Here is a 20,753-nt window from a genome sequence, read left to right as displayed (position 1 = left end):
GTTCAGCCCTCGGGGACGGTCTTCTTCCACCGGGCCTCGGCCTCGCTGAGGATTTCGGTGACGACGTCCGACTTGGCGTCCGCGTAGTCCTGGATCCTTTCCCAGGTGCGCTCGGCCAGTTCCCGCTTGACCTCGGTGTAGCGGTCGCGGGCCTCGGCGTTCGCGATGAGGTGGTCGCGGAAGAGCAGCATCCGGTCGACCTCTGCGCACCCCTCGGTGAACACGTGCAGGTTGAGGTTGATGTTGGGCCCGTCGAGAACCCGGTGCTCGTACCAGTCGGGCTCCCGGATGACCACGGAGTACCCGGCGGCTTCCAAGTCGGGTATGTAGGCGGGTTCGTCCGCGGAGTCCGCGACCGTCATGAGCAGGTCCACACAGGGCTTGGCGGCCAGGCCCGGCACCGCCGTGGAACCGACGTGGTCGAGGGACAGTACGCGGTCGCCGAGGGCTCCGCGGATCCGTGCGTCCTCCTGTTTGAACAGGTAGGGCCACTTGGGGTCGTGGTCGGAGATGCGCACACGGCCGTTCACCAGGTTGCGTGCCTGCGGGTCGGTTCCGGCCCGCTGTTCTCCTCGCGAGGGCAGAGAGGGTGTTTCAAGGGGCGACATTCAACAAAGCCTTGTCGCCTCCGGTGCAGGAGTCAAGACCGTCAACGTGCCTTACATATGCACGCGCACTTTTTCTGTGACCATCTGTTGACCAGGAATGACCGTATGCAACAGTTCGCCCGGAAGCTCCGTTCCCCGGGTCTCCCGCTCGTGTCAGGCCGGGGGCGACCCGAGCGAGAGCACCGGACATGCCCTAAGACTTGCGGCGGCGGCCGCCCTTCTTGCGCCTCGACGGGCGCTCCTCGGCCTTGGCCTGTTCGGCGCGCTCGGCGGCCAGCTGCTCGTCCTCCTCACGGCGCTCGGCATCGACCCCGTAGGGGTCGGTGCTGGTGCGGCGCACCCACAGCACCACCAGGAGCACTGCCAGGACGAGGACGACACCGGCCAGGGCGAACCAGAACCACACCGGCACGACCGCGGAGTCCTCCTCCACCAGCTCCTCGTCGATGAGCGGGATGTCCTGCGCCTCACCCGAGGCGTCACCGGCGGCGCTGGGCAGACTCAGGGAGGGCAGGCCCTCAGGGCCGTCCTGGGCGCCGTCGACCAGCGCCGCTCGGAGCTGGCCCGGGCTGAGCTGCGGGTACTCGGAGCTGAGGAGCGCGGCGGCCCCCGCGGTGACCGCGGCAGCGTAGGGGGTTCCGGTCACCTCGGTCGGACCCATGTCCAGCGCCGCGGTCTCCAGGTCACCGCCGGGGGCGACGAGTTCGATGAGCGACGCATCGGGCGAGTCCGGGATGAGCCCCCCGTTCTCGTCCACACCTCCCACCGGGAGGGCGTTCGGGTCCTCCTCGCCGCCGGCCGGCGCGACGACCAGGGCGCCGCTCCGAACCGCCTCCTCCGTGGCGTCCAGCTGGTCCTGGTCCTGCCCGACCTCGTCGGGCAGCAGGATGACCTGGGCTCCCTGGTCCGCGGCGTAGCGGACGGCGTCGGGCAGATCGTCTTCGGTGGGCAGTGCCAGCAGGTTGGCCTGCGGGGCGACTCCCAGTACGCCGCCGTCCGCGTCCATGCCGTGCCCGTGCGCCGCCACCAGGGCGGCCGCCGCGGTGCCCTGCTCCGTGTCGCCCCCGTTGTCGCCGAACTCGGTGTCGATCTCCAGGTTGTCCCGGAGGTCGGGGTGGTCCTCCTCCACCGAGGCCCCGGGCAGTGCCACGGTGATGCCGTGCCCCTGTGTGGACTCCCAGACCTCCTGTGCACCGATCGACTCCAGTGCCCACTGGGCTGGCCGGAAGTCGGGGATCTCGTCGGCGACGGCCGGAGCCGCCGTCAGGCCCAGTACGGTGAGCGCCGCACAGGCCCCCGCCGTGGTACCCAGAACATGGCGCGTGTGTTTCCTGTTACGGCTGTTGCCCCCGAGCACGACATGCTCCCTCGAACGTTGCGGTCGGCGTTCCGCCGGGCCCTCCCCCGGACCCTCGCAATTCTGTCATGAGCACAGGATTCAGGCTTGGACAAGTGACTTGGGGGCTAGGAAAGGCAACTGTATCCCCGGTGCCAGTCCTGAGTTATCCGCTCCTCATCCGGCATGTCGAGTCGCTAGCATGAGTCGCGCCGATCCGGACAAAACAATGACCCGTCCAGGGGGTGTCCCATGCCGAATATCGGTCCGTCGGAAGACGGCCAGGCGGCCCTCGCCGAACGCGAACAGCGCATCCTCGCCTTCGAACGCCAGTGGTGGAAGTTCGAAGGCTCCAAGGAACAGGCGATCCGTGACGAGTTCGGGTTCTCAGCGACCCGGTACTACCAACTCCTCAACGGTCTGGTCGAGCGCCCTGAGGCACTCGCCTTCGACCCCATGACCGTCAAACGTCTGCGCCGTCTGCGCGCCGACCGAAGGCGCCAACGCAACGCACGGCAGCTGGGTATCTACATCTGACCCTCCCGCCACGAGGCGTGTCGCCCGGGTCGATCCCCGCGTCCGCACACGCCACCCCCGCGCTCTCCCCGGCCACGACCACCGTCACCCCCGGATCCGACCGCGCGGCTTCCCTCCCGAACCAACGAGGTCCTCGCATGCCCCTGCACGAGCGAAACAGCCGCCCCGGGCCGAACGGCCCCGCCGAGCCCGGTACCCGCGCCGGGCGCGCCGGGCTCGACGCGCTGCTCACCGAACCCTCCGAAGCGCTGGCCGCCTTCGACTTCGACGGCACCCTCGCGCCCATCGTCGCCGACCCGCGTGCATCCGCACCCCAACCGGGGATCGTGGATGCGCTGGCCGAACTCGCGGAACTCGTGGGCTCGGTCGCGGTGATCACCGGCCGCCCCGCCGCCACCGCGGTGCGCCTCGGCGGACTGGACCGGGTACCGGGCATCGTCGTGCTCGGGCACTACGGTGCCGAGCGCTGGGCGGCCGGGCACGTCATCGCGGCCGAACCGCCGCCCGGTGTGGCCCTGGTCCGGGCCGAACTCCCCGGCCTGGTGGACTCCTCGGGAGCTCCGAAGGGCACGTGGATCGAGGACAAGGGCCGTTCGCTGGCCGTGCACACGCGGCGGGCCGATGACCCCGACAAGGCCTTGGCCCTGCTGTCGGGGCCCCTTGCGGAGCTGGCCGAGCGCGCCGACCTGAAGGTGGAACCCGGCCGGATGGTGATCGAGCTCCGTCCACAGGGTGTGGACAAGGGTGCCGCCCTCACCTCCCTGGTCCGGGAACGGTCGGCGCGCGGTGTCCTCTACGCCGGTGACGACCTGGGCGACCTGCCCGCCTTCCACGCGGTGACTGCGCTGCGGGAACAGGGTGTCCCCGGGTTCACCGTGTGCTCCTCCTCCGACGAGGTCACCGAGGTGGCGGGCGCCGCCGACCTGGTCGTGCACGGACCCGCCGGGCTGGCCGAGTACCTCGGTCAGCTCACGGCGACGATTCGTGGGCTTGGGGCGTGAGCGCCGAACGCGCGGCGGTGCGCAGGTCCACCAGCCCGGTCCGGTCGCGCCCGTAGTGCACGGCATTAGTGAGCACACCGACGTACCGGCCGCTCTCCGGGTGCATGAACAGGCTCGTCCCGGTGAACCCGTTGTGGTAGACGACCCCCTCCGGGGTGACCAGCCACCCGAGCCCCCTGGAGAGCCGCGCCCCGGCGTCCACCTGGGGTGACCAGCTCTCCCGCACGAACGAGCCGGGGACCGGCCCCTCGGACCCGCCCCCGTACAGGCGCAGCATCTCCCGGGCGAAGGCGCCCAGGTCGATGGCGGTGGTGAACGCCCCGGCGTGCCCGGCCACCCCGCCCATCAGCGCCGCGGCCTCGTCGTGCACCACACCCCAAGCGGGTGCGGCGCCGACCAGGCGGCGCTCCGTCGGTGCCACGCTGGGCGTACGCGCCAACGGCCCGAAGGTGGTGGCACGCATCCCCAGATCACTCCACAGGCCAGCGGCCAGCCGGTCCAAGCCCTTGCCGTACAGGCGCTCCAGGAGCAGCCCGAGCAGGATGAACCCGCGGTCGATGTACAGGTAGCCGGGCTCCTCCAACGGGTCGGCCAGGATCGCCTCGGCGAGATCCTGGTCGGTCCCCACATACCGTTCCATCCACGTCACCTGATTGAGGCGGCTCGTGTGCGTGAGGATCTGCCGGGCCGTCACCCAAGCACCCGGGAGACCGTCCGCCGGGAAGTATTCGGACATCGGGGCGTTCAGGTCCAGAATTCCTTCGGCGACCGCCCGACCGACCAAGGGCCAGGTCGCCATCACCTTCGTCAGACTCGCGACGTCGTAGGACACGTCCGGCGCCGTATCGTGCTCACCGTCGATCCGCCCGACCGCCACGAACTCCCACATGCCGCCGGTTCCGACCACGGCGGCCCCTCCCGGGACCCAGCCCGCGTCCACCAGCACCTTCAGGACTCCACGGATCTGCGCCCCAGTCTCCGTGAGCCAGTCACCATCACGCACAACACGCCTCCCCCCGAGCGGGCTCCTCCACCTTCTCGGCGGATACCCCGTTCGCTCCGGCTTGTCACACCCGCGCCGTCACCGCACAGTACGAAACCCGTGCAGGTGGCAGCCGTAACCGGGGCCCACGGGCGTGGCGGGAACCGGGCCGGTCCGCCCCGCTAGGCTTGCCGACAGCGAGTTCCGAGGAGGACGATGAGCAGCAAGACCCCCGTTCCCGCCGGTTTCGTCGGCATCGCCGGGAACATCGGGATCAAGGACCCCAAGGACGACTTCTTCACGGTGGTCTCCGAGGCCCCCGCGGTGGTGTCCGCCGTGTTCACCCAGTCCCGGTTCGCCGGGCCGAGCGTGCGCCTCAGCCGCGAGGCGGCGGCGGACGGCCGCGCCCGCGGGGTCGTGGTGATCGCCCGCAACGCCAACGTGGCGACCGGACAGATAGGCACCGACGACGCCCGGGAGGTCCAGGAGGGCGTGGCCCGCGCCGCTGGCGTGGGCCCGGAGGACATCCTGATCGCCTCCACCGGGGTCATCGGCCGCCCCTATCCGATGGACAAGGTCCGCGGATACCTGGCCGACCTGCCCAAGGAGTTCCCCGCCGCGGACCTGGACCGCTCCGCCGCGGCCATGATGACCACCGACACCGCGCCGAAGGTCGCCACCGCCAAGGTCGGCGACGCGACCCTCACCGGGATCGCCAAGGGCGTCGGCATGATCGAACCCAACATGGCGACCATGCTGACCTGGTTCTTCACCGACGCCGAACTCGAACAGCCGGCTCTGGACGCGGTGTTCCGCCGGGTCGTGGACAAGACCTTCAACGCCCTGAGCATCGACACCGACACCTCCACCAGCGACTCCGCGGCGGTCTTCGCCAACGGACTGGCCGGGCCGGTGGACGCCACCGAGTTCGAGGCCGCGCTGTACGAGGTGGCGCTCAAGCTGGTCCGGATGATCGCCTCCGACGGAGAGGGAGCGGGCAAGCTCATCGAGGTGCGGATGACCGGTGCCCGCGACGACGCGCAGGCCAAGCGCATCGGCAAGGCCGTGGTGAATTCGCCGCTGGTCAAGACCGCCGTGCACGGGGCCGACCCCAACTGGGGCCGGGTCGCGATGGCGGTGGGCAAGTGCTCGGACGAGACCGACGTCCAGCCGCAGAACGTGCGCATCGTGTTCGGGGACGTGGAGACCTTCCCGACCGAGGCCACCGACGAGACGCTGGAGCGCGCCTCCCAGCACATGAAGGGTGAAGAGGTGGTGATCAGCGTGGACCTGGGCATCGCCGACGGTGCGTTCACGGTCTACGGCTGCGACCTGACCGAGGGCTACATCCGGATCAACGCGGACTACACGACCTGAGCCCGGGCGCACCATGCGCTGACGCCCTGGTGGGCGTACCACTGGGGGCCTGCGATCAACACCGCTCTCTTCGTCTTGGGGCGGCCGTCTTCGGGCGGCCGTCTTGGGGCGGCCGTCTTGGGGGCGCCGTCTTGGGGCGGCCGTCTTGGGGGCGCCGTCTTGGGGCGGCCGTCTTGGGGGCGCCGTCTTGGGGCGGCCGTCTTGGGGGCGCCGTCTTGGGGCGGCCGTCTTGGGGGCGCCGTCTTCGGGCGGCCGTCTTCGGGCGCCGTCTTGGGGCGCTGTCTTCGGGCAGTCGGGGTTGCTCCGTTGGGGTGCCTGCTCTTGTGGCGGGGGTTCGCTCTCTGGGGTGGGGTTCCCTCCTTTCCCGCCGCCCGATTGTGGCCGTCTCCGCTACGCGCCTCAAGGTCGTCGCCATCGAGCGCTTCGCGCATCAACGGCGCTCCACCTTGACCCGCTCCGCTACGACGGCAGGTTGGCGGCTATCGGGAAAGGGGGACGGGTGGTTGAGGTCCGAGCGGTCCCGGCCTTCGGCCGGGAAACCCCGGTCGGCCTGGCGGCCGATGCCTGTCCCTGCGCCGGAGCGTTGACGGGTCGGGGGTCGCGGCTGGTCATTCTGAGCTGCAGACCCCTCGGCCTGGGGGCCGATGCCTGCCCCTGCGCCGGAGCGTTGACGGGTCGGGTGTCACGGCTGGTCATGGTGTGCGGCGAACCCCTCGGGAGGAGGCCGGGGAGCCAGGGCATCGGGGCGTGGGGCGGTAGGGCCTTGGCGGGCGGGGTTAGCGCTCCTCAGGTGTCGGGATGGGTGTGGAGGCTGGGTCGGGGTCGGCGTCCGAGTCCTTACCCTTGTTGTCATTTCCGCGGTTGCGGTGGGAGGGGCGGCCCTGCCAGATGGGCTGGTCGGGGTTGGTCTCCCGGCGGTACTTGAGCCGGTTGTGGTCTGAGCAGAGTGGCTGGATGTTGTCCGCGCTCGTGGACCCGCCGGCCGAGAAGCTCCTCTTGTGGTCGGCCTCTGAGTCGCTGGCCGGGGTGTTGCAGCCCTGGTACCAGGCGCAGGTGGTGTGCCCGAACATCCCCGCATCCCGCAGAGCACCCGTGGCGTTGCGCTGGGTGCGGCCCACGTCCAACACCGTCTCCCCTTCGGGGGAGGTGATCATCCGACGCAGCACACTGTTGGGGGCCAGGGCACGGATCGCGGCCATGGAGACCACCTGCCCGTCCTGGGTCACCGCCGGACCCGCACCCACTTCCTGGTTCTGGAGGCCGAGGAAGGTGGGCAGGGGCACCATGATGTTGATCATCGCCACCGCAGCACGCTTGCGACCCGTGCCGCCCTTGCCCTTGCTGTCCTTGCCCTCCCCGGTACCGGCCTCGGCACCTTCGGCACCCTCAGCGCTCTCAGCGTCCCCGGCGCTCTCGCTGGGGTTGGTGGGGTGGGAGGCGGAGCGGACCAGGTTCATGAACGCGTCATACATCCGCTCGGAGGCCGATACGTGCAGCCTCTCGGGGTCATAGTCCACCTCGTGGGCCTTGAGCTCACGCTGGATCTCCTCGGCGTGCTCACTCGGACCCCACAGCTCGACCATGAAGGTCGCATCAAAGGTACGCACCAGGCGTGCACCACGGGCATCGAAGGCAGCCTGGTACTGCTCTTCCACCACGGCGGGGTTGTGCTGGGCCAACAGCTCCCGGCCCAGCCGGGCGATGTGGGAGGTCGACATCGCCGGCTCCTTGGCCTTAGCGGCCACGATCCCGGCCTCCATCATCCGCCGAAACTCCCCGGCATCGGGGTGGCGGCCGGTGTTGCGCGCCTTGACCGCCCTCTCAGCGGCCCGGCACACCGCCACCGCCTCCCCGATCGACAACAACCCAGAGTCCAGGCCTTGGCGGGTGGCAGGAAGCTCCTGGGCGAAGAGTCGGCGGGCCAGCTCGGCGCGCCCGTTGGCCTCAACGGGGACCATGCCCACCGAGTGGATCAGCCAGTTCTGCACCGACCTTTGCCCACCGGCCTCCAACAGGGTGCCGGCTGCTTCCAGCTGGGTCAGGCGCAGCAGCATCGCGAGCTGGGCCTGTTCCATGTCCTCGCACACCTGCGAGATCACGTCCAGGACCTCACCAGCCGCACCCGCCGGAGGCACCTCCGCCATTTCCGAAGCGATGTTCTTCCGGGCAGCATCCATGGCGGAAACGGCGGGGGTATTGCCCGCCGTGTTCCCGCACTGCCCGAAAGAAGAAGTCATGCCCTAAGGATATCAATAACGCCCCGGAAAAGCACTAGCTCGGAGGATATAAAACTCTTACCTGGCCACCCCGGCCCGCCTTTCCTCCCTCCGGAACTAAGCCTTCCAGGAAAAGGGGGCCAACCCCCTGTTCGCATTCCTGGGCAAAGCGGGCAAATCCGCGCCCTCGTGGGAATGATCTTGCTACTAGGGTCAATCTCGGCGCCGAAATTGCTTCCGGTAGCAAGATCATCGGGGAATGGCCCACACGGAGGGGTTCGCCGCGCACATTGACCGGCCGCGACACCCGACCCGTCAACGCTCCGGCGGAGTGGCCCACCGGCCGAAGGCCGCGCTGTTCGTGGTCCGCCGCACACCTTGACCAGCCGCGACACCCCCAGCCGCCAACGCTCCGGCGGAGTGGCAGGCATCGGCCGCCAGGCCGACAGAATGAGCTTTTCGGGCGAAGCCCGAAATGGCTCGGACCTCAACCACGCGCCCCCTCTTTCCCGTAGCCGCCAACCCGCCGTCGTAGCGGAGCGTGTCAAGGTGGAGCGCCGTTGATGCGCGAAGCGCTCGATGGCGACGACCTTGACGCGCGTAGCGGAGACGGCCACAATCGGGCGGCGGGAAAGGAGGGAACCGTCAGCCGATAGAAAAACCCAGGCAGAAGACTACCCAAACCAAGAGTCACTCTACCCGGGCATCATTGTTTGAAGCTTTCGGCATCCTAAGGGTTGCCGGGTAGCCTCCGCCGGGGCAGGGTTGTTGCACATATGGCTAGTTACACATATGGCTTGTTGCACATATGGCGATGCTTCACAACCTGGCGATCCCGCTGCTGACGGAGTTGGAGATGAACAGCATCCCCGAGGCTGTGCGCCGGGTGTCCCACGAGGCCTTTACGCACCCTCTCGAACTTCTCAGGCTCCCCTGATCAGGGATAACATCTCCCTCGCCCGATTATGCAACAGCCCTGTGCAGGGACGGGCCCGGTAGCCACGCCAGAACGCTCCTGTGAGCGTCAGGCTCGGCCAGGGGCAGACGGTGCAGACAGCTCACGGCGTCGTTATTGGATCGCGCCGCCCTCATCGGCCACGATCACCGCAGGCCCGCCGATCTTCCTGCTCTAGTGCAGATCACCTTCCCGCCACCTGGGGCACCGGTGCGGTTACGGTCGCCCTGGGCTGGCACGGCGCCCCGCTCGTGGCCCCGGAACGGGTGCTTGGGCCACGCGGACCACGGGTACGGCCCGGAGTACCGTCGGCGCGGCCGACAGCGCGCTCGCGGGCTTCCCCACCCCCGGCCGACACCTCCCAAGGAATGACATGACCGAGCGCACCGTGGTCATCGGCTCCCTCCTCGGCCTGCACGCCCGACCCGCTGCCCTGTTCGTCAAGGCGGTCAACGAGACCGGCCTTCCCGTGATGGTTTCCCGCGAGGGCCACCGGCCGGTGGACGCGCGCAGCGTCCTCGCGGTGATGTCCATAGGCGCCGCCCACGGCCAGAGGGTCACTCTGATCTGCGACGAAGAGGGTTCGGAAGCGGCCCTGGACAACCTCGTGGAGATGCTCGCCAAGGAGCTCGACCCGAAGTAGGCGACGCGGGGAACCGGAGGCTTCCTCGGACACCCCGGTTCCCGGTCTCCAGTAGCCGACCCCTTACCGGCCCCCGGCTCGGGGACCGCGCGGTTCCCAAACGTCAGCCGAGGAGGCGGACGGCCTCCTCGCGCATCTGCACCTTGCGGACCTTGCCGGTGACCGTCATGGGGAACTCGTCCACGACGTGCACGTAGCGGGGGATCTTGAAGTGCGCGATCCGGCCCTCGCAGAAGGAGCGCAGCGCCTCGGCGGTGAGGGGTTCGGCGCCCTCGCGCATCCGGACCCAGACCATGAGCTCCTCGCCGTAGCGTTCGTCCGGAACACCGATGACCTGTGCGTCCAGCAGGTCCGGGTGGGTGTACAGCAGCTCCTCGACCTCGCGCGGGTAGATGTTCTCGCCCCCGCGGATCACCATGTCCTTGATCCGCCCGGTGATGCTCACGTAGCCGTCCCCGTCCATAACGGCGAGGTCGCCAGTGTGCATCCACCGGCCCGCGTCGACCGCCTCCGCGGTCTTGTCCGGCTGGTTCCAGTACCCGAGCATCACCGAGTAGCCGCGGGTGCACAGCTCGCCGGGTGTCCCGCGCGGGACTGTGACGCCCGTGCCCGGGTCGACGACCTTGACCTCCAGATGCGGCATGACCCGGCCGACGGTGGACACGCGCCTCTCGAGGGAGTCGTCCCGCCTGGTCTGGGTGCTCACCGGCGAGGTCTCGGTCATGCCGTAGCAGATGGAGACCTCGGACATCCCCATCCGTTCGATGACCTGGCGCATCACCTCGACAGGGCAGGGTGATCCGGCCATGATCCCGGTGCGCAGGGTGGAGAGGTCGTAGTCGTCGAAGTCGGGCAGCGCGAGCTCGGCGATGAACATGGCGGGGACCCCGTACAGCGAGGTGCAGCGCTCCGCCTGGACGGCCTCCAGCGACGTAACCGGGTCGAACCCGGGCCCGGGGATGACCATGCAGGCGCCGTGGCTGGTGGCGGCCAGGTTTCCCATCACCATGCCGAAGCAGTGGTAGAAGGGCACCGGGATGGCGATCCGGTCGGCCTCGGTGTATCCCAGCAGCTCACCGACAGAGAAGCCGTTGTTGAGGATGTTGTGGTGGGAAAGGGTCGCGCCCTTGGGGAATCCGGTCGTCCCGGACGTGTACTGGATGTTGATCGGGTCGTCCGGGGAGAGGGCTGCGCCGATCCCGGACAGCCGCGCCGGATCGCCCCGGTCCCCCGCTGACAGCAGTGACTCCCAGCCGGGGCCGTCGAAGAGCACCACCTCGCGCAGCTCGGGGCACTTGCCGCGCACCTCCTCGATCATCGCCGCGTAGTCGGAGGTCTTGAAGGAGGGCGCGGAGACCAGCACCGAGATGCCCGCCTGGTTGAGCACGTACTCCAGCTCGTGCGTGCGGTAGGCGGGATTGATGTTCACCAGGACCGCGCCGATCCTGGCCGTCGCGTACTGCACGAACACCCACTCGGCGCGGTTCGGTGCCCAGATACCGACCCGGTCGCCCTTGGCCACCCCGAGGTCGAGGAGGCCCAGCGCCACCCGGTCCACCTCGGCGCCGAAGTCCCGGTACGTCAGTCGGAGCCCGGAGGTCCGGTCGACCAGGGCATCGCGGTCGGGGTGGGCGGCGATCATGCGGGCCAGGTTGACGCCGATGGTGTCGCCGAGGAGAGGGGTCGTCGAGGTTCCGGAGGCGTAGCTGGGGACAGGGTCGGTCGTGCTCAAGTCCGTGCTCCTAGCTGTGCGTGGCAGAAGACCGCACGGTCGGCAGAGGCGTTCGGTCGCCGCCCCCGCCGGTCGTGTAATCCACCTCACAGCAAATCATGCGAGCCGAACCCGGCACATCGGCCGGCGGACATCTCCGAACGGGTGACCCGCACCCTCGGGGAGCATCCGGGCGGGGCGTTACTCCTTGACCCGGTGGACCCGGTGCGGTGCGGCTTGCGCGCGGGGCTTGACCACCAACAGGTCGATGTTGACGTGCGGGGGCCGGGTGACCGCCCACACGATGGTTTCGGCGACGTCCTCGGCGCTCAGCGGGTCGGGAACACCCTCGTACACGGACTCCGCCCTTTCCGCGTCGCCGCGCAGCCGGTTGAGGGAGAACTCCTCGGTCTTGACCATGCCGGGAGCCACCTCCAGCACCCGGACCGGCTCGCCCACCAGCTCCAGACGCAGCGTGGCGGCCAGCGTGTGGGCACCGTGCTTGGCGGCCACGTAACCGCCGCCGCCCTCGTAGACCAGGTGACCGGCGATGGAGGACAGGACCAGGACGGTCCCGTCTCCGCTTTCGGTGAGCTTGGGCAGCAGGGCCTGGGTCATGTTGAGCACGCCCAGGACGTTGACCTCGTACATCCGGCGCCAGTCGGCGGGGTCTGCGGTGGCGACGGTCTCGGTGCCGATCGCGCCGCCCGCGTTGTTCACGAGTACGTCGCAGGAGTCCAGGGCCCCGGCGAAGGCGTCGACCGCAGCGCGGTCGGTGACGTCGAGGACCTGGGCGCGGGCGCTGTGGCCCTCCTTGTTGATTTCCTCGGCAAGCGCGTCGATCCGTTCGGCGCGGCGGGCGACCAGGACCACGTCGTAGCCCTCGGCGGCGAGCCCCCGCGCGGTGGCGGCACCGATCCCGCTGCTGGCTCCGGTGACGACCGCGGTCGCTGTCATGTGGTTCCTCCCAAGGTCGGTTGTCGCGCCGAGCGTATCCCGGCGGGCGGGTTCGGGGCCGGTGCGGGCCCTGCGGACCGGAGGGGCGGGGCCAGCGGGGCCGCAGGGGACACCAAGGGGACACAGGAGATTCACCGATAGGAAACGTTGTGTTTTCTAAAGCGCCGGGTTAGCCTTTAGAGAACTGTTCGTTCTCTAAAGGCTTGGGGAGTGTGATGGCCGGTAAACAGAAGTCGTTGGCGCTCACCCTGCCCGGACTGCTGCTGGTGATGGTGCTGGCCCCGCTGGACCAGACCTCGGTCGCCCCCGCCCTGCCGGAGATCGCGGGGGAGCTCGGCGGGCTGGACCAGATGCCCGCCGTCATCACCGCCTACCTCGTCGCCGCCACCGCGGTACTGCCGGTCTACGGCAGGCTCGGTGACCGCTTCGGCCGCAAACCGCTGCTCCTGGCCGCCCTGGTGCTCTTCGTCCTCGGCGCGCTGCTGTGCACGCTGGCCGCCTCCTTCCCGCTGTTCGTCGGCGCCCGCGTGCTGCAGGGCGTGGGCGGTGGCGGCCTGATGATCGGGGCCCAGGCCACCGTCGGCGAAATCGTGAGCCCCCGTGAGCGCGGCCGCTACCTGGGGCTGTTCGGTGCCGCCTACGTTCTGCCGGCCGTGGGCGGTCCCCTGCTCGGCGGGGTGATGGTCGACCTGCTCTCCTGGCGCTGGATCTTCGCTATCCACCTGCCGCTCGGCGCGATCGCCTTCGTGGCCCTCGCCCTGACCCTCCACCTGCCCAGGCCGCACGACCGCCAGCCGGTCGACCTGTTCGGCGCCGCCGCGCTGGCCGCGGCCGTGGTCGGCACCGTGCTCCTGGCCGACCTGCTGGCCGGTGGCGCGCAGCGGCCGGGGTGGGTGGTCCCGGTACTGGCCGGGGCCACCGCCGCCGCGCTGGTGCTCTGGCTGGTCTCGGCCCGGTACGCTCGCGATCCCGTGCTGCCGCTGCGCCTGCTGCGCCAGCGGGGGTTCACCGTCCCGGTCCTGCTCAGTTTCACCGTGGGCTTCGCCCTCTTCGGCACCCTGACCTACATGCCCGCCTTCGCCCAGGTGGGGCTGGGCACCACCGCAACCGAGGCGGGGTTCCTGGTGACCTCGTTGATGGCGGGGGCCCTGGTCACCATGACCGTCTCGGGACGGCTGATCACCAGGAGCGGCCGGTACCGGCGGTACCCGATCGGCGGTACCGCGCTGATGGCCGCGGGCGCCCTGCTGCTCGGCCTGTTCGCCGACGGGTGGGGTGTTCCGGGGCTGGTGGCGATGCTCTTCCTGATCGGCCTCGGGGTCGGGATGGTCATGCAGGTGGTGATGCTGGCCGCGCAGAACGCCACCGACCCGTCCGACCTCGGGGTGGTGACCTCCTCGGTGCTCTTCCTGCGCCAGGTGGGCGCCAGTGTCGGCGTCGCCCTGATGGGCGCTCTGATCACCCGTTCCTTCGCCGACCGGGTCCCCGCCGAGGCCGCGGACCTCGACGCCCTCACACCGGAGGCGATCGCCGCTCTGCCGGCGGACAGCGGGGAGCTGGTGGAAGCCGCTTTCGGCGCCGCCGTACCCGCGGCGGTCCTGACCGTGGCCCCACTGCTGGTGGTGGCCTTCCTGCTGGCTCTGGCCCTGCCCGCGATACCCCTGCGCACCAAGGCACAGACCGAACTCGAACGGGAGCAATCATGAGCTCAACCGCCGCTATCCACAGCCCGCCGGTCGCCCCGTTGGCGGCGTTCGGCGCGCAGGACCTTGCCACCGCCGGCGGCAAGGCCGCCAATCTGGGTGAACTGCTGCGCGCCGGGCTGCCGGTGCCGGAGGGGTTCGTCGTGACCACCGGGGCCTACGCCGCCGTCGCCGATTCCGCGGGGCTGGCCGGCCTCCTCGACTCCGCGGCGGACGGGCGGAATCCGGATCCCGCCGCGCTCCGTGCCGCGGTGGTCGGCGCGGACCTGCCCGACGGGCTGCGCGAGGCGATCGCCGACGCCTACGCGCGGCTGGGTACGGACGTTCCCGTAGCGGTGCGCTCCAGCGCCACCGCCGAGGACCTGCCCGGGGCGGCCTTCGCCGGGCAGCAGGACACCTACCTGAACGTGGTCGGGGCCGAGGCCCTGGTGGACGCTGTGCGCCGCTGCTGGGCCTCGCTGTGGACCGACCGGGCGGTGGCCTACCGGCGGGAGCGCTCGGTGGACCAGGCCGACGTGCGGATCGCCGTGGTCGTCCAGGTGATGGTCGACTCCGAGGTGGCCGGGGTGGTGTTCACCGCCGACCCGGTGAGCGGGGCACGCGACCGGACCGTCGTGGACGCCGGGTCCGGGCTGGGCGAGGCGGTGGTGTCCGGCCTGGTCACCCCCGACCACTACCTGTTGGACGAGCGCGGCCGGGTCGTGGAGTGGACCCCGGGGCGGGGCGAGGTGGTGGTCCGTTCGGTCGCGGGCGGCGGGGTCCGGGAGGAGCACGGTGCCGAGTCAGGCGGGACCGGTGCGGGTTCGCGGGCTCCGCTGCTCTCCGAGGCGCAGCTGACGGTACTGGCCGCGCACGCGAGGACCGTCGAGGAGCACTTCGGCCGCCCGCAGGACATCGAGTGGGCGCTCTCGGACGGGCGCTTCCGGATCGTGCAGGCCCGGCCGATGACGGCGCTACCACCGCCCTCCACCCCGCTCAACCGGCGCGAACGCCTCCAGGGGGCGATCCTCATGGAGTACCTCCCGGTCCGCCCCTACCCCATGGACGTGAGCACCTGGCTGGGGCACGGTCCGACCGAGATGATGCGGGAGATCACCGAGTACTACGGCCTCCGGGGCGCCTTCGCGAACTTCCTCCGCGAGGAGGACGGGGTGGTCGTCCAGATCGTCCCGCCCTCACCGCACCCGGCGCCGAATGCGGTACTCACCCCCTGGAAGCTGGTACGCAAGGCCCGTCGGTTCCGACCGGCCGACTGGGCCGGGGACCCCCGGCTCGCGGAGTTCCTCGCCGAGGCCGACGCGCTGGACGCCCTAGACCTGTCCGCCCTGACCTGGGCGGAACTGACCGCGGTCCCCGATCGGGCGCTGGCCCTGATGGATACCTGCCGTGACCTGCGGATCGACTACCTGCCCGGCAGCGGCCTCGCCCTGGCCCGAATGGCGCTGGCCGCCAGGCTCCTGGGCCGCGGGAAGCTGATCGCCGACCTGCTCGGCGGGGCCCGGACCCGGACCGAGGACTCGAACGAGGCGCTGCAGGCGCTGGCCGACCTGGTACGTGCCGAACCCCGGCTGCGAGAGCTGGTCACCGAGCACGAACCCGACGAGGTTCTGCGCGCGTTGGGAGAGGACACCGGCACCGGGTCGGCTGACTTCCGCGCCGCCCTCGACGGCTTCCTGCGCGAGTACGGGCGCCGGGAGACCACGTCCCCGCTGCTGGTCAGCGCGCCCACCCTGGTCGAGTCACCCGAGGTGGTGCTGGGCCTGGTCCGCTCCCTGCTCGGTCAGCCCGAGGCGGCTGAGCAGGAACGGGGCACCGCGTCCAGGTCCGCGGGGGCCTTGGAGCGCCTGCTCGAACACCCTCTGCTGCGCGGCCGCCGCGCACGCGCCCGGACCGAACGCTGGTTGCGGGCGGCACAGGGCGGCGTGGCCTTCCGCGAGGATTCCCACTTCTACTTCACCGCGATGCTCCCGGCGCTGCGCCGCTCCCTGCTGGAGATCGGCGAGCGGCTCCGGCGGGCGGGGGTGCTGACGGCGGGATTCGACGTCTTCCACCTGCGCATGGCGGAGGTGGCAGAGGTCGAGGACGCCGAGACGATCCCCGAGGTCCAGGCCGAGCGGCTGCGCTCCCTGGTGCGGCAGCGGGCGGCCAAGCGCGCCGAGCTGGCCGGGGTACGTCTGATCGACCCGGCCCGGGTCTACCCACGCGAGGCCGACGGCGACGCGCTGGTCACCGGCTCGCCCGCCAGCTCGGGAACGGTCACCGGGACGGTCCGGATCATCCGCGGGGCGGAGGACTTCCACCGGCTCGGGGAGGGGGACGTCCTGGTCTGCCCGTACACCAACCCGGCCTGGACCCCGCTGTTCCAGCGGGCCGCCGCGGTGGTGGTGGATTCGGGGGCGATCGCCTCACACGCGGCGATCGTGGCCCGCGAATACGGCCTCCCTGCGGTGATGGGTACCGGTACCGGCACGTCCGTGCTCACCGAAGGGGCGAGGGTCACGGTGGACGGCGGGGGCGGCCGTATCACCCCGGCTCCGTAGGATGCGGTCATGTCCGCCGAGAACACCGACCACCGCAAACGCCCCCGACGCCGAGGGGAGGCACTGGTCAACGCCATCCTCGAAGCCACCATCGAGGAGCTGCGGGAGCATGGCTACGCGGCGCTGACCATGGAGGGTGTCGCCGAGCGGGCCAAGGCGAGCAAGGCCTCCCTGTACCGGCGCTGGAACTCCCGAGCCGAACTGGTGATGGACGCCGTCTACCACCTGCTTCCCGACCCGTCCGAGATCCCGGACACCGGGAGTCTGCGGGGTGACCTGCTGGCGGTGCTCCGCCAGACCGCCGCGATGCTCGACAGCCCCGCCGGGACGGCGCTGCGCGGACTGCTCGGTGAGACCCTGCCCTACCCGGACCACGCCGAAAAGATCCGCGCCCGTTCTCGGGGGATGAGCCGGCAGATGATGGCGGAGGTCGCGCGAAGGGCCGTGGAGCGGGGCGAGATCCCGCCCGAGGCGGTGGTGGGCCCGCGGCTGGACGTCGGACAGTCGCTGCTGCGCAACCGCTTCCTGTTCCAACTGGAGCCCATCCCCGAGGGCGTGGTCGTCGAGATCGTGGACACGGTCCTGGTGCCGCTGTTCCACACCGTGCCGTACGAGCCGGGCGCGCACGGGGATCAGCAGGAGGTTCAGGGCGGGGCGGACCACAGGCCCTAAGTCAGCCGACCCGGTGCGGCGGCGCACCGGTTGAGCTGCCGGCCGGGCGCGATGGTCGGTCCGACCGAGCTCCTGACCCTGTGCGGTGGGAAAACACGTGGAGTGACGAGGCAGCGTGCTGTTACCGTCGGCGCACTCCGCTCCACCGGCCCGGGTCGCGGTTGCGGTCACGGGCCCTCCAGGCAAGGACTGCCATGGCACCACCCCCCGCCTCCGACCGCCTTCCACCATGCGAACCCCCGCCCCCGAACCGCGCCAAGGTCCCGCTGCTCGCCCGGCTCAGCGTCTATACGATGCTCAGCACCCTGTCCGACTTCGCGTTCGGCGCGGTCTTCGTCACCGTGATCATCGCGCGCGGCGCCGATCCTTGGGCCGTGGGCATGATCATCGCGGGCGGCCAGGTGATCGGGCTGCTCATGGAAGCGCCCAGCGGTGCCCTGGGCGACCGCTTCGGCCACCGCCGCCTGCTCTGGATCGGGCTCATGGTGTGGGGTGCGGGATTCGTGACCCTCGGGTTCGTCGACGGCCTCGCGCTCACCCTGGTGGGCATGTGCCTGGGCCACATCGGCGCGTCACTGAAGTCCGGCACCCTGAGCGCGATCCTGATCAACCGGATCGGGGACCACGAGCGGAACACGCGGATCTCCCAAGTCGTCCGGGTCGGCGCGGTGTCCGCCCGGGCGGGCTCGGTCCTGGGTGCGGCGTCGGTGATGGTCGCGGGGACGTGGCTGCCGGCAGATGCCCTGATCGCCGCGGGCGGCGTGCTGGTGCTGGTCCTGGCCGTCCTCGTACCGGTGTGCTTCCCCGCCACACCGGGGCAGCCGGACCGGCGCATCGGCACCATCGTCCTGGAGTCGGTGCTCCTGGTGGCCACCCGCCGGTTCGTCCCCCAGGTGGTGCTGGCGGTGTCCCTGATGGTGGCGACGATGCTCCTGGTCGTTGCGTGGCAGCCGCTGCTGCTGGCCCAGTACGGCGACGAAGACGTGCGCCGGAACGGCCTGTTCATGCTGCTGATGACCGTGTCGCTGACCGCGGGAGCGTTCTGCTCACGGTGGGTGGACCAGACCCGCCCCCAGGTGTGGGGCCCGGTGGTCTCGACGGGGATCGGGCTGCCGTTGGTGCTGATGGCGTACGAGGTGGTCCCGCTGTGGGCCGGACTGATGGCTGCGGAGTTCCTCATCGGTATGGGCGGGGTCCTGAGCGGGCAGTGGTGCCAGCAGATGTTCACCGACGCCAACCGGAACACGATGTTCTCGGCGGTGACGGTGGTGAGTCTGCTCGGCGGTGCCCTCACCACGAGTGCGTTCGGATGGTTGTGGGAGGTGTGGAGCATCCCCCTGGCCGTGTCCTCCCTGGCGGCGGTCGCCCTGGTCCTCGCGTTGGCCGCCCTCGTGCTCGCCCGCATGTTCCCGGAGTCGGCGGACTTCACCTGGGCGGCGCGGCAGAACGGGGCGACCCGGAGGTCCGCCGACGAACCCGAGGAGCAATCCCCCGACCGGCCCGGGGAGCAGCCCGTCGAGCGGGTCCAAGACCGGCCCGGGGAGAATGCGTAAGGCAGTTCGTAGCCGTCGGAGCGCCACCTGTTAGCCTTCGATCCGGTTGACGTGGGTACCGGTTGACGTGGGAGAAGTGAGTGGCTATGGAGCTGTCCGAACTCCTTGTGGAGCGCCCGATCCTCCAGGCTCCGATGGCTGGCGGTGCGTCCACACCAGCGCTGGTCTCCGCGGTGGGAGGTGCGGGCGGCCTGGGGTCGCTCGCCGCCGGGTACCGCACCGCGGACGCCTTCGCCGAGCAGATCCGCGCGGTCCGGGACCAGGGCACGAGGGCCTTCGGGGTGAACCTGTTCGTGCCCGGCCCCAGGACCGCCAGCACCGCCGCGGTGGACGCCTACCGGGCGCAGCTTGCCCCGGACGCGCGGCGCTACGGGCTGGATGTCGGACCGGCCCGCTACGACGACGACTCCTGGGACGCCAAGCTCGACGTCCTGACGGCCGCCGCCGTCCCACTCGTGAGCTTCACGTTCGGCTGCCCCTCCGGCGAGGTCCTGGAACGCCTCCGTGCGACCGGGTCGGCCACGGTCGTCACCGCCACCACCGTCGACGAGGCCCGCACCGCCGTGGCCCGGGGCGCCTCCGGCCTGTGTGTCCAAGGTCTGGAAGCGGGCGGCCACCGCGCCACCTTCGACCCCGCCCGCGGCGACGACCGTCCGCTCCTGGAGGTCCTCCCCGACGTCGTGGCCGCCGTCGATGTGCCCGTCATCGCCGCCGGCGGGATCATGACCGGTGCGGGCATCGCCGCAGCCCTGAACGCCGGGGCGGCCGCGGTCCAGCTGGGCACCGCCTTCCTCCGCTGCCCGGAGAGCGGGGCCCAACCCCTGCACAAGGCCGCACTCGCCGACCCCGCCTTCACCGAGACCTCGCTGACCCGGGCCTTCACCGGCCGTCCGGCACGCGGGCTGACCAACCGCTTCATGACCGAACACCGGGATGCCCCCTCGGCGTACCCGGAGGTCCACCACATGACCAAGCCCCTGCGCGCCGCCGCGGCCCGCGCCGCCGACCCCGAGGGCATGGCCCTGTGGGCGGGCACCGGTTTCCGCGCTTCCCGGGAGCTGCCCGCCGCCGAGCTGGTCGCCGAGCTGCGCGCCGAGGCCGTCAAGGAGGGCGCCAGCATCTGACGCGCCCGGTCACCGAGGTGGGCGCGCGTCTCTGGCGAGCGCGGGCCCGCGCACCTCCACCTCACTTGAAGCGATCCCCGGAAAGGGCAGCCCATGGACGCCGTTCGGGCGTACGCGCACAACTCCTCTTCGATGTGGCGGTACCTGCGCTCCGGCCGGGCCGAGGCACGGCGCCACGGGAACGCGGACGTCCTGCTCGGCGAGGAGGAGGTCCGGGTGAACGTGGTCGACCCGACGTACGAGCTGCTGCCGGAAGCTCTGGAAGCCCTGCGCCTCCCGGGCTCCGCGGCGTTGGAGGACCCCTACGCGCAGCTCGATCTCCCCGGTTTCGAACGCGCCGCCTGGCCGATCCTGCACCGCGACCGGTCCCTCCCGACGCCGGCCGCACAACACGAGGTGTCCCGCGTCGAGGACCCCGCTGACCTCGCGGTGGCGGAGCACACCATCGTGTTCGGCTTCCCACTCCCCCACCGCCAGCCGGACCTCCTCCTGCCCGGCGGCTTCCTGGATGTCCCAGGATTCGACGCCTGGCTGGTCCGACGCGGCGGCGACCCGGCCGCCGCCTGCCTGACCCTGGACGACGGGAACGTCGTGTGCGTGTTCTGGCTGGCCACGATCCCCGAGCACCGCTCACAGGGTGTCGGCCGCTCCGTCATGGCCGCGGTCATCGCGGCGCACCCCGAACGCGACGTCGTCCTGGTGGCCTCCTCCGAGGGGCGACCGCTCTACGACTCGATGGGCTTCACCCACGAGGGCACCGGGGCCTTCCACACACCCGCCCGGCGCACAGCCGAAAGTGTCACAGGCGAGGGCTAGAGTTCGCGAGGACCACTCCTCC

General features: G+C 70.7%; 18 protein-coding genes. 12 read left to right on the top strand and 6 right to left on the bottom strand.

Annotated features, from left to right (window positions below; translation table 11 throughout):
- Positions 1-2: 2 nt before the first annotated feature.
- Both ACYVD1_RS09835 and ACYVD1_RS09830 read right to left on the bottom strand, forming a co-directional pair.
- On the bottom strand, positions 3-608 hold the full coding sequence (locus ACYVD1_RS09835; RefSeq protein ID WP_460760248.1) for a GrpB family protein: 606 nt from the start codon (positions 606-608) through the stop codon (positions 3-5).
- Positions 609-801: 193 nt separating this feature from the next.
- Positions 802-1,965: a S8 family serine peptidase gene (locus ACYVD1_RS09830; protein WP_460760254.1), complete on the bottom strand. Its 1,164-nt coding sequence runs from the start codon at positions 1,963-1,965 to the stop codon at positions 802-804.
- Between the two features lie 231 nt (positions 1,966-2,196).
- Between ACYVD1_RS09830 and ACYVD1_RS09825 the strand changes: the two genes are divergently transcribed.
- Both ACYVD1_RS09825 and otsB read left to right on the top strand, forming a co-directional pair.
- Positions 2,197-2,481 carry a DUF3263 domain-containing protein gene (locus ACYVD1_RS09825; RefSeq protein WP_460760259.1) on the top strand — a complete coding sequence of 95 codons (285 nt, stop codon included), beginning with the start codon at positions 2,197-2,199 and terminating at the stop codon, positions 2,479-2,481.
- Between the two features lie 137 nt (positions 2,482-2,618).
- On the top strand, positions 2,619-3,482 hold the full coding sequence (otsB, locus tag ACYVD1_RS09820; RefSeq protein WP_460760262.1) for a trehalose-phosphatase: 864 nt from the start codon (positions 2,619-2,621) through the stop codon (positions 3,480-3,482).
- Here the strand turns inward: otsB and ACYVD1_RS09815 are convergent.
- The gene (locus ACYVD1_RS09815) at positions 3,451-4,485 is read right to left on the bottom strand and encodes a serine hydrolase domain-containing protein (protein WP_460760267.1); all 1,035 of its coding nucleotides are present in this window, start codon (positions 4,483-4,485) and stop codon (positions 3,451-3,453) included. The two genes, otsB and ACYVD1_RS09815, sit on opposite strands and share 32 nt — an antisense overlap.
- Positions 4,486-4,680: 195 nt before the next feature.
- Here ACYVD1_RS09815 and argJ point away from each other — a divergent pair, with 195 nt between their 5' ends.
- A complete protein-coding gene (argJ, locus tag ACYVD1_RS09810) occupies positions 4,681-5,841 on the top strand; it encodes a bifunctional glutamate N-acetyltransferase/amino-acid acetyltransferase ArgJ (RefSeq protein WP_460760271.1) in 1,161 nt (386 codons plus the stop codon).
- A gap of 776 nt (positions 5,842-6,617) precedes the next feature.
- On the opposite strand, the gene ACYVD1_RS09805 is transcribed toward argJ, so the two are convergent.
- Positions 6,618-8,078, bottom strand: coding sequence for an HNH endonuclease signature motif containing protein (locus ACYVD1_RS09805; RefSeq protein ID WP_460770529.1), 1,461 nt, complete (start codon positions 8,076-8,078; stop codon positions 6,618-6,620).
- A 238-nt stretch (positions 8,079-8,316) separates the two neighbouring features.
- On the opposite strand from ACYVD1_RS09805, the gene ACYVD1_RS09800 reads away from it, so the two are divergent.
- From ACYVD1_RS09800 to ACYVD1_RS09790, 3 genes are all read left to right on the top strand, one after another.
- Entirely contained in the window at positions 8,317-8,439 is a 123-nt protein-coding gene (locus tag ACYVD1_RS09800) for a hypothetical protein (protein ID WP_460770527.1), read from the top strand.
- Positions 8,440-8,871: 432 nt separating this feature from the next.
- Positions 8,872-8,994: a hypothetical protein gene (locus ACYVD1_RS09795; RefSeq protein ID WP_460756270.1), complete on the top strand. Its 123-nt coding sequence runs from the start codon at positions 8,872-8,874 to the stop codon at positions 8,992-8,994.
- A 391-nt stretch (positions 8,995-9,385) separates the two neighbouring features.
- Positions 9,386-9,655 carry an HPr family phosphocarrier protein gene (locus ACYVD1_RS09790; RefSeq protein WP_460756266.1) on the top strand — a complete coding sequence of 90 codons (270 nt, stop codon included), beginning with the start codon at positions 9,386-9,388 and terminating at the stop codon, positions 9,653-9,655.
- Positions 9,656-9,758: 103 nt separating this feature from the next.
- Here the strand turns inward: ACYVD1_RS09790 and ACYVD1_RS09785 are convergent, their stop codons facing one another.
- The gene (locus tag ACYVD1_RS09785; protein WP_460756261.1) at positions 9,759-11,387 is read right to left on the bottom strand and encodes an AMP-binding protein; all 1,629 of its coding nucleotides are present in this window, start codon (positions 11,385-11,387) and stop codon (positions 9,759-9,761) included.
- 180 nt (positions 11,388-11,567) lie between these two features.
- Complete coding sequence (locus ACYVD1_RS09780; RefSeq protein WP_460770525.1) at positions 11,568-12,323, bottom strand: SDR family NAD(P)-dependent oxidoreductase; 756 nt, start codon at positions 12,321-12,323, stop codon at positions 11,568-11,570.
- A 215-nt stretch (positions 12,324-12,538) separates the two neighbouring features.
- Between ACYVD1_RS09780 and ACYVD1_RS09775 the strand changes: the two genes are divergently transcribed.
- From ACYVD1_RS09775 to ACYVD1_RS09750, 6 genes are all read left to right on the top strand, one after another.
- Positions 12,539-14,029 (top strand): MFS transporter, encoded by a 1,491-nt coding sequence (locus ACYVD1_RS09775; protein WP_460770523.1) that lies wholly within the window; start codon positions 12,539-12,541, stop codon positions 14,027-14,029.
- Positions 14,026-16,566: a PEP/pyruvate-binding domain-containing protein gene (locus tag ACYVD1_RS09770; protein WP_460770521.1), complete on the top strand. Its 2,541-nt coding sequence runs from the start codon at positions 14,026-14,028 to the stop codon at positions 16,564-16,566. The genes ACYVD1_RS09775 and ACYVD1_RS09770 overlap by 4 nt, the downstream gene beginning before the upstream one ends.
- A 9-nt stretch (positions 16,567-16,575) precedes the next feature.
- Complete coding sequence (locus tag ACYVD1_RS09765) at positions 16,576-17,238, top strand: TetR/AcrR family transcriptional regulator (RefSeq protein ID WP_460770519.1); 663 nt, start codon at positions 16,576-16,578, stop codon at positions 17,236-17,238.
- Between the two features lie 194 nt (positions 17,239-17,432).
- On the top strand, positions 17,433-18,791 hold the full coding sequence (locus ACYVD1_RS09760) for an MFS transporter (RefSeq protein WP_460770517.1): 1,359 nt from the start codon (positions 17,433-17,435) through the stop codon (positions 18,789-18,791).
- Positions 18,792-18,877: 86 nt separating this feature from the next.
- Complete coding sequence (locus tag ACYVD1_RS09755) at positions 18,878-19,915, top strand: nitronate monooxygenase (RefSeq protein ID WP_460770565.1); 1,038 nt, start codon at positions 18,878-18,880, stop codon at positions 19,913-19,915.
- Positions 19,916-20,008: 93 nt separating this feature from the next.
- Entirely contained in the window at positions 20,009-20,731 is a 723-nt protein-coding gene (locus tag ACYVD1_RS09750) for a GNAT family N-acetyltransferase (protein ID WP_460770515.1), read from the top strand.
- Positions 20,732-20,753 lie beyond the last annotated feature (22 nt).

This window comes from Nocardiopsis nanhaiensis (assembly GCF_054778635.1).
This window is presented reverse-complemented; position numbering and strand designations above follow the sequence as displayed.

Coding starts and splice junctions, on each gene's coding strand:
- ACYVD1_RS09835 (WP_460760248.1), bottom strand. CDS start 608: ATGTCGCCCCTTGAAACACCCTCTCTGCCCTCGCGAGGAGAACAGCGG.
- ACYVD1_RS09825 (WP_460760259.1), top strand. CDS start 2,197: ATGCCGAATATCGGTCCGTCGGAAGACGGCCAGGCGGCCCTCGCCGAA.
- otsB (WP_460760262.1), top strand. CDS start 2,619: ATGCCCCTGCACGAGCGAAACAGCCGCCCCGGGCCGAACGGCCCCGCC.
- argJ (WP_460760271.1), top strand. CDS start 4,681: ATGAGCAGCAAGACCCCCGTTCCCGCCGGTTTCGTCGGCATCGCCGGG.
- ACYVD1_RS09805 (WP_460770529.1), bottom strand. CDS start 8,078: ATGACTTCTTCTTTCGGGCAGTGCGGGAACACGGCGGGCAATACCCCC.
- ACYVD1_RS09800 (WP_460770527.1), top strand. CDS start 8,317: ATGGCCCACACGGAGGGGTTCGCCGCGCACATTGACCGGCCGCGACAC.
- ACYVD1_RS09795 (WP_460756270.1), top strand. CDS start 8,872: ATGCTTCACAACCTGGCGATCCCGCTGCTGACGGAGTTGGAGATGAAC.
- ACYVD1_RS09790 (WP_460756266.1), top strand. CDS start 9,386: ATGACCGAGCGCACCGTGGTCATCGGCTCCCTCCTCGGCCTGCACGCC.
- ACYVD1_RS09780 (WP_460770525.1), bottom strand. CDS start 12,323: ATGACAGCGACCGCGGTCGTCACCGGAGCCAGCAGCGGGATCGGTGCC.
- ACYVD1_RS09775 (WP_460770523.1), top strand. CDS start 12,539: ATGGCCGGTAAACAGAAGTCGTTGGCGCTCACCCTGCCCGGACTGCTG.
- ACYVD1_RS09770 (WP_460770521.1), top strand. CDS start 14,026: ATGAGCTCAACCGCCGCTATCCACAGCCCGCCGGTCGCCCCGTTGGCG.
- ACYVD1_RS09765 (WP_460770519.1), top strand. CDS start 16,576: ATGTCCGCCGAGAACACCGACCACCGCAAACGCCCCCGACGCCGAGGG.
- ACYVD1_RS09760 (WP_460770517.1), top strand. CDS start 17,433: ATGGCACCACCCCCCGCCTCCGACCGCCTTCCACCATGCGAACCCCCG.
- ACYVD1_RS09755 (WP_460770565.1), top strand. CDS start 18,878: ATGGAGCTGTCCGAACTCCTTGTGGAGCGCCCGATCCTCCAGGCTCCG.
- ACYVD1_RS09750 (WP_460770515.1), top strand. CDS start 20,009: ATGGACGCCGTTCGGGCGTACGCGCACAACTCCTCTTCGATGTGGCGG.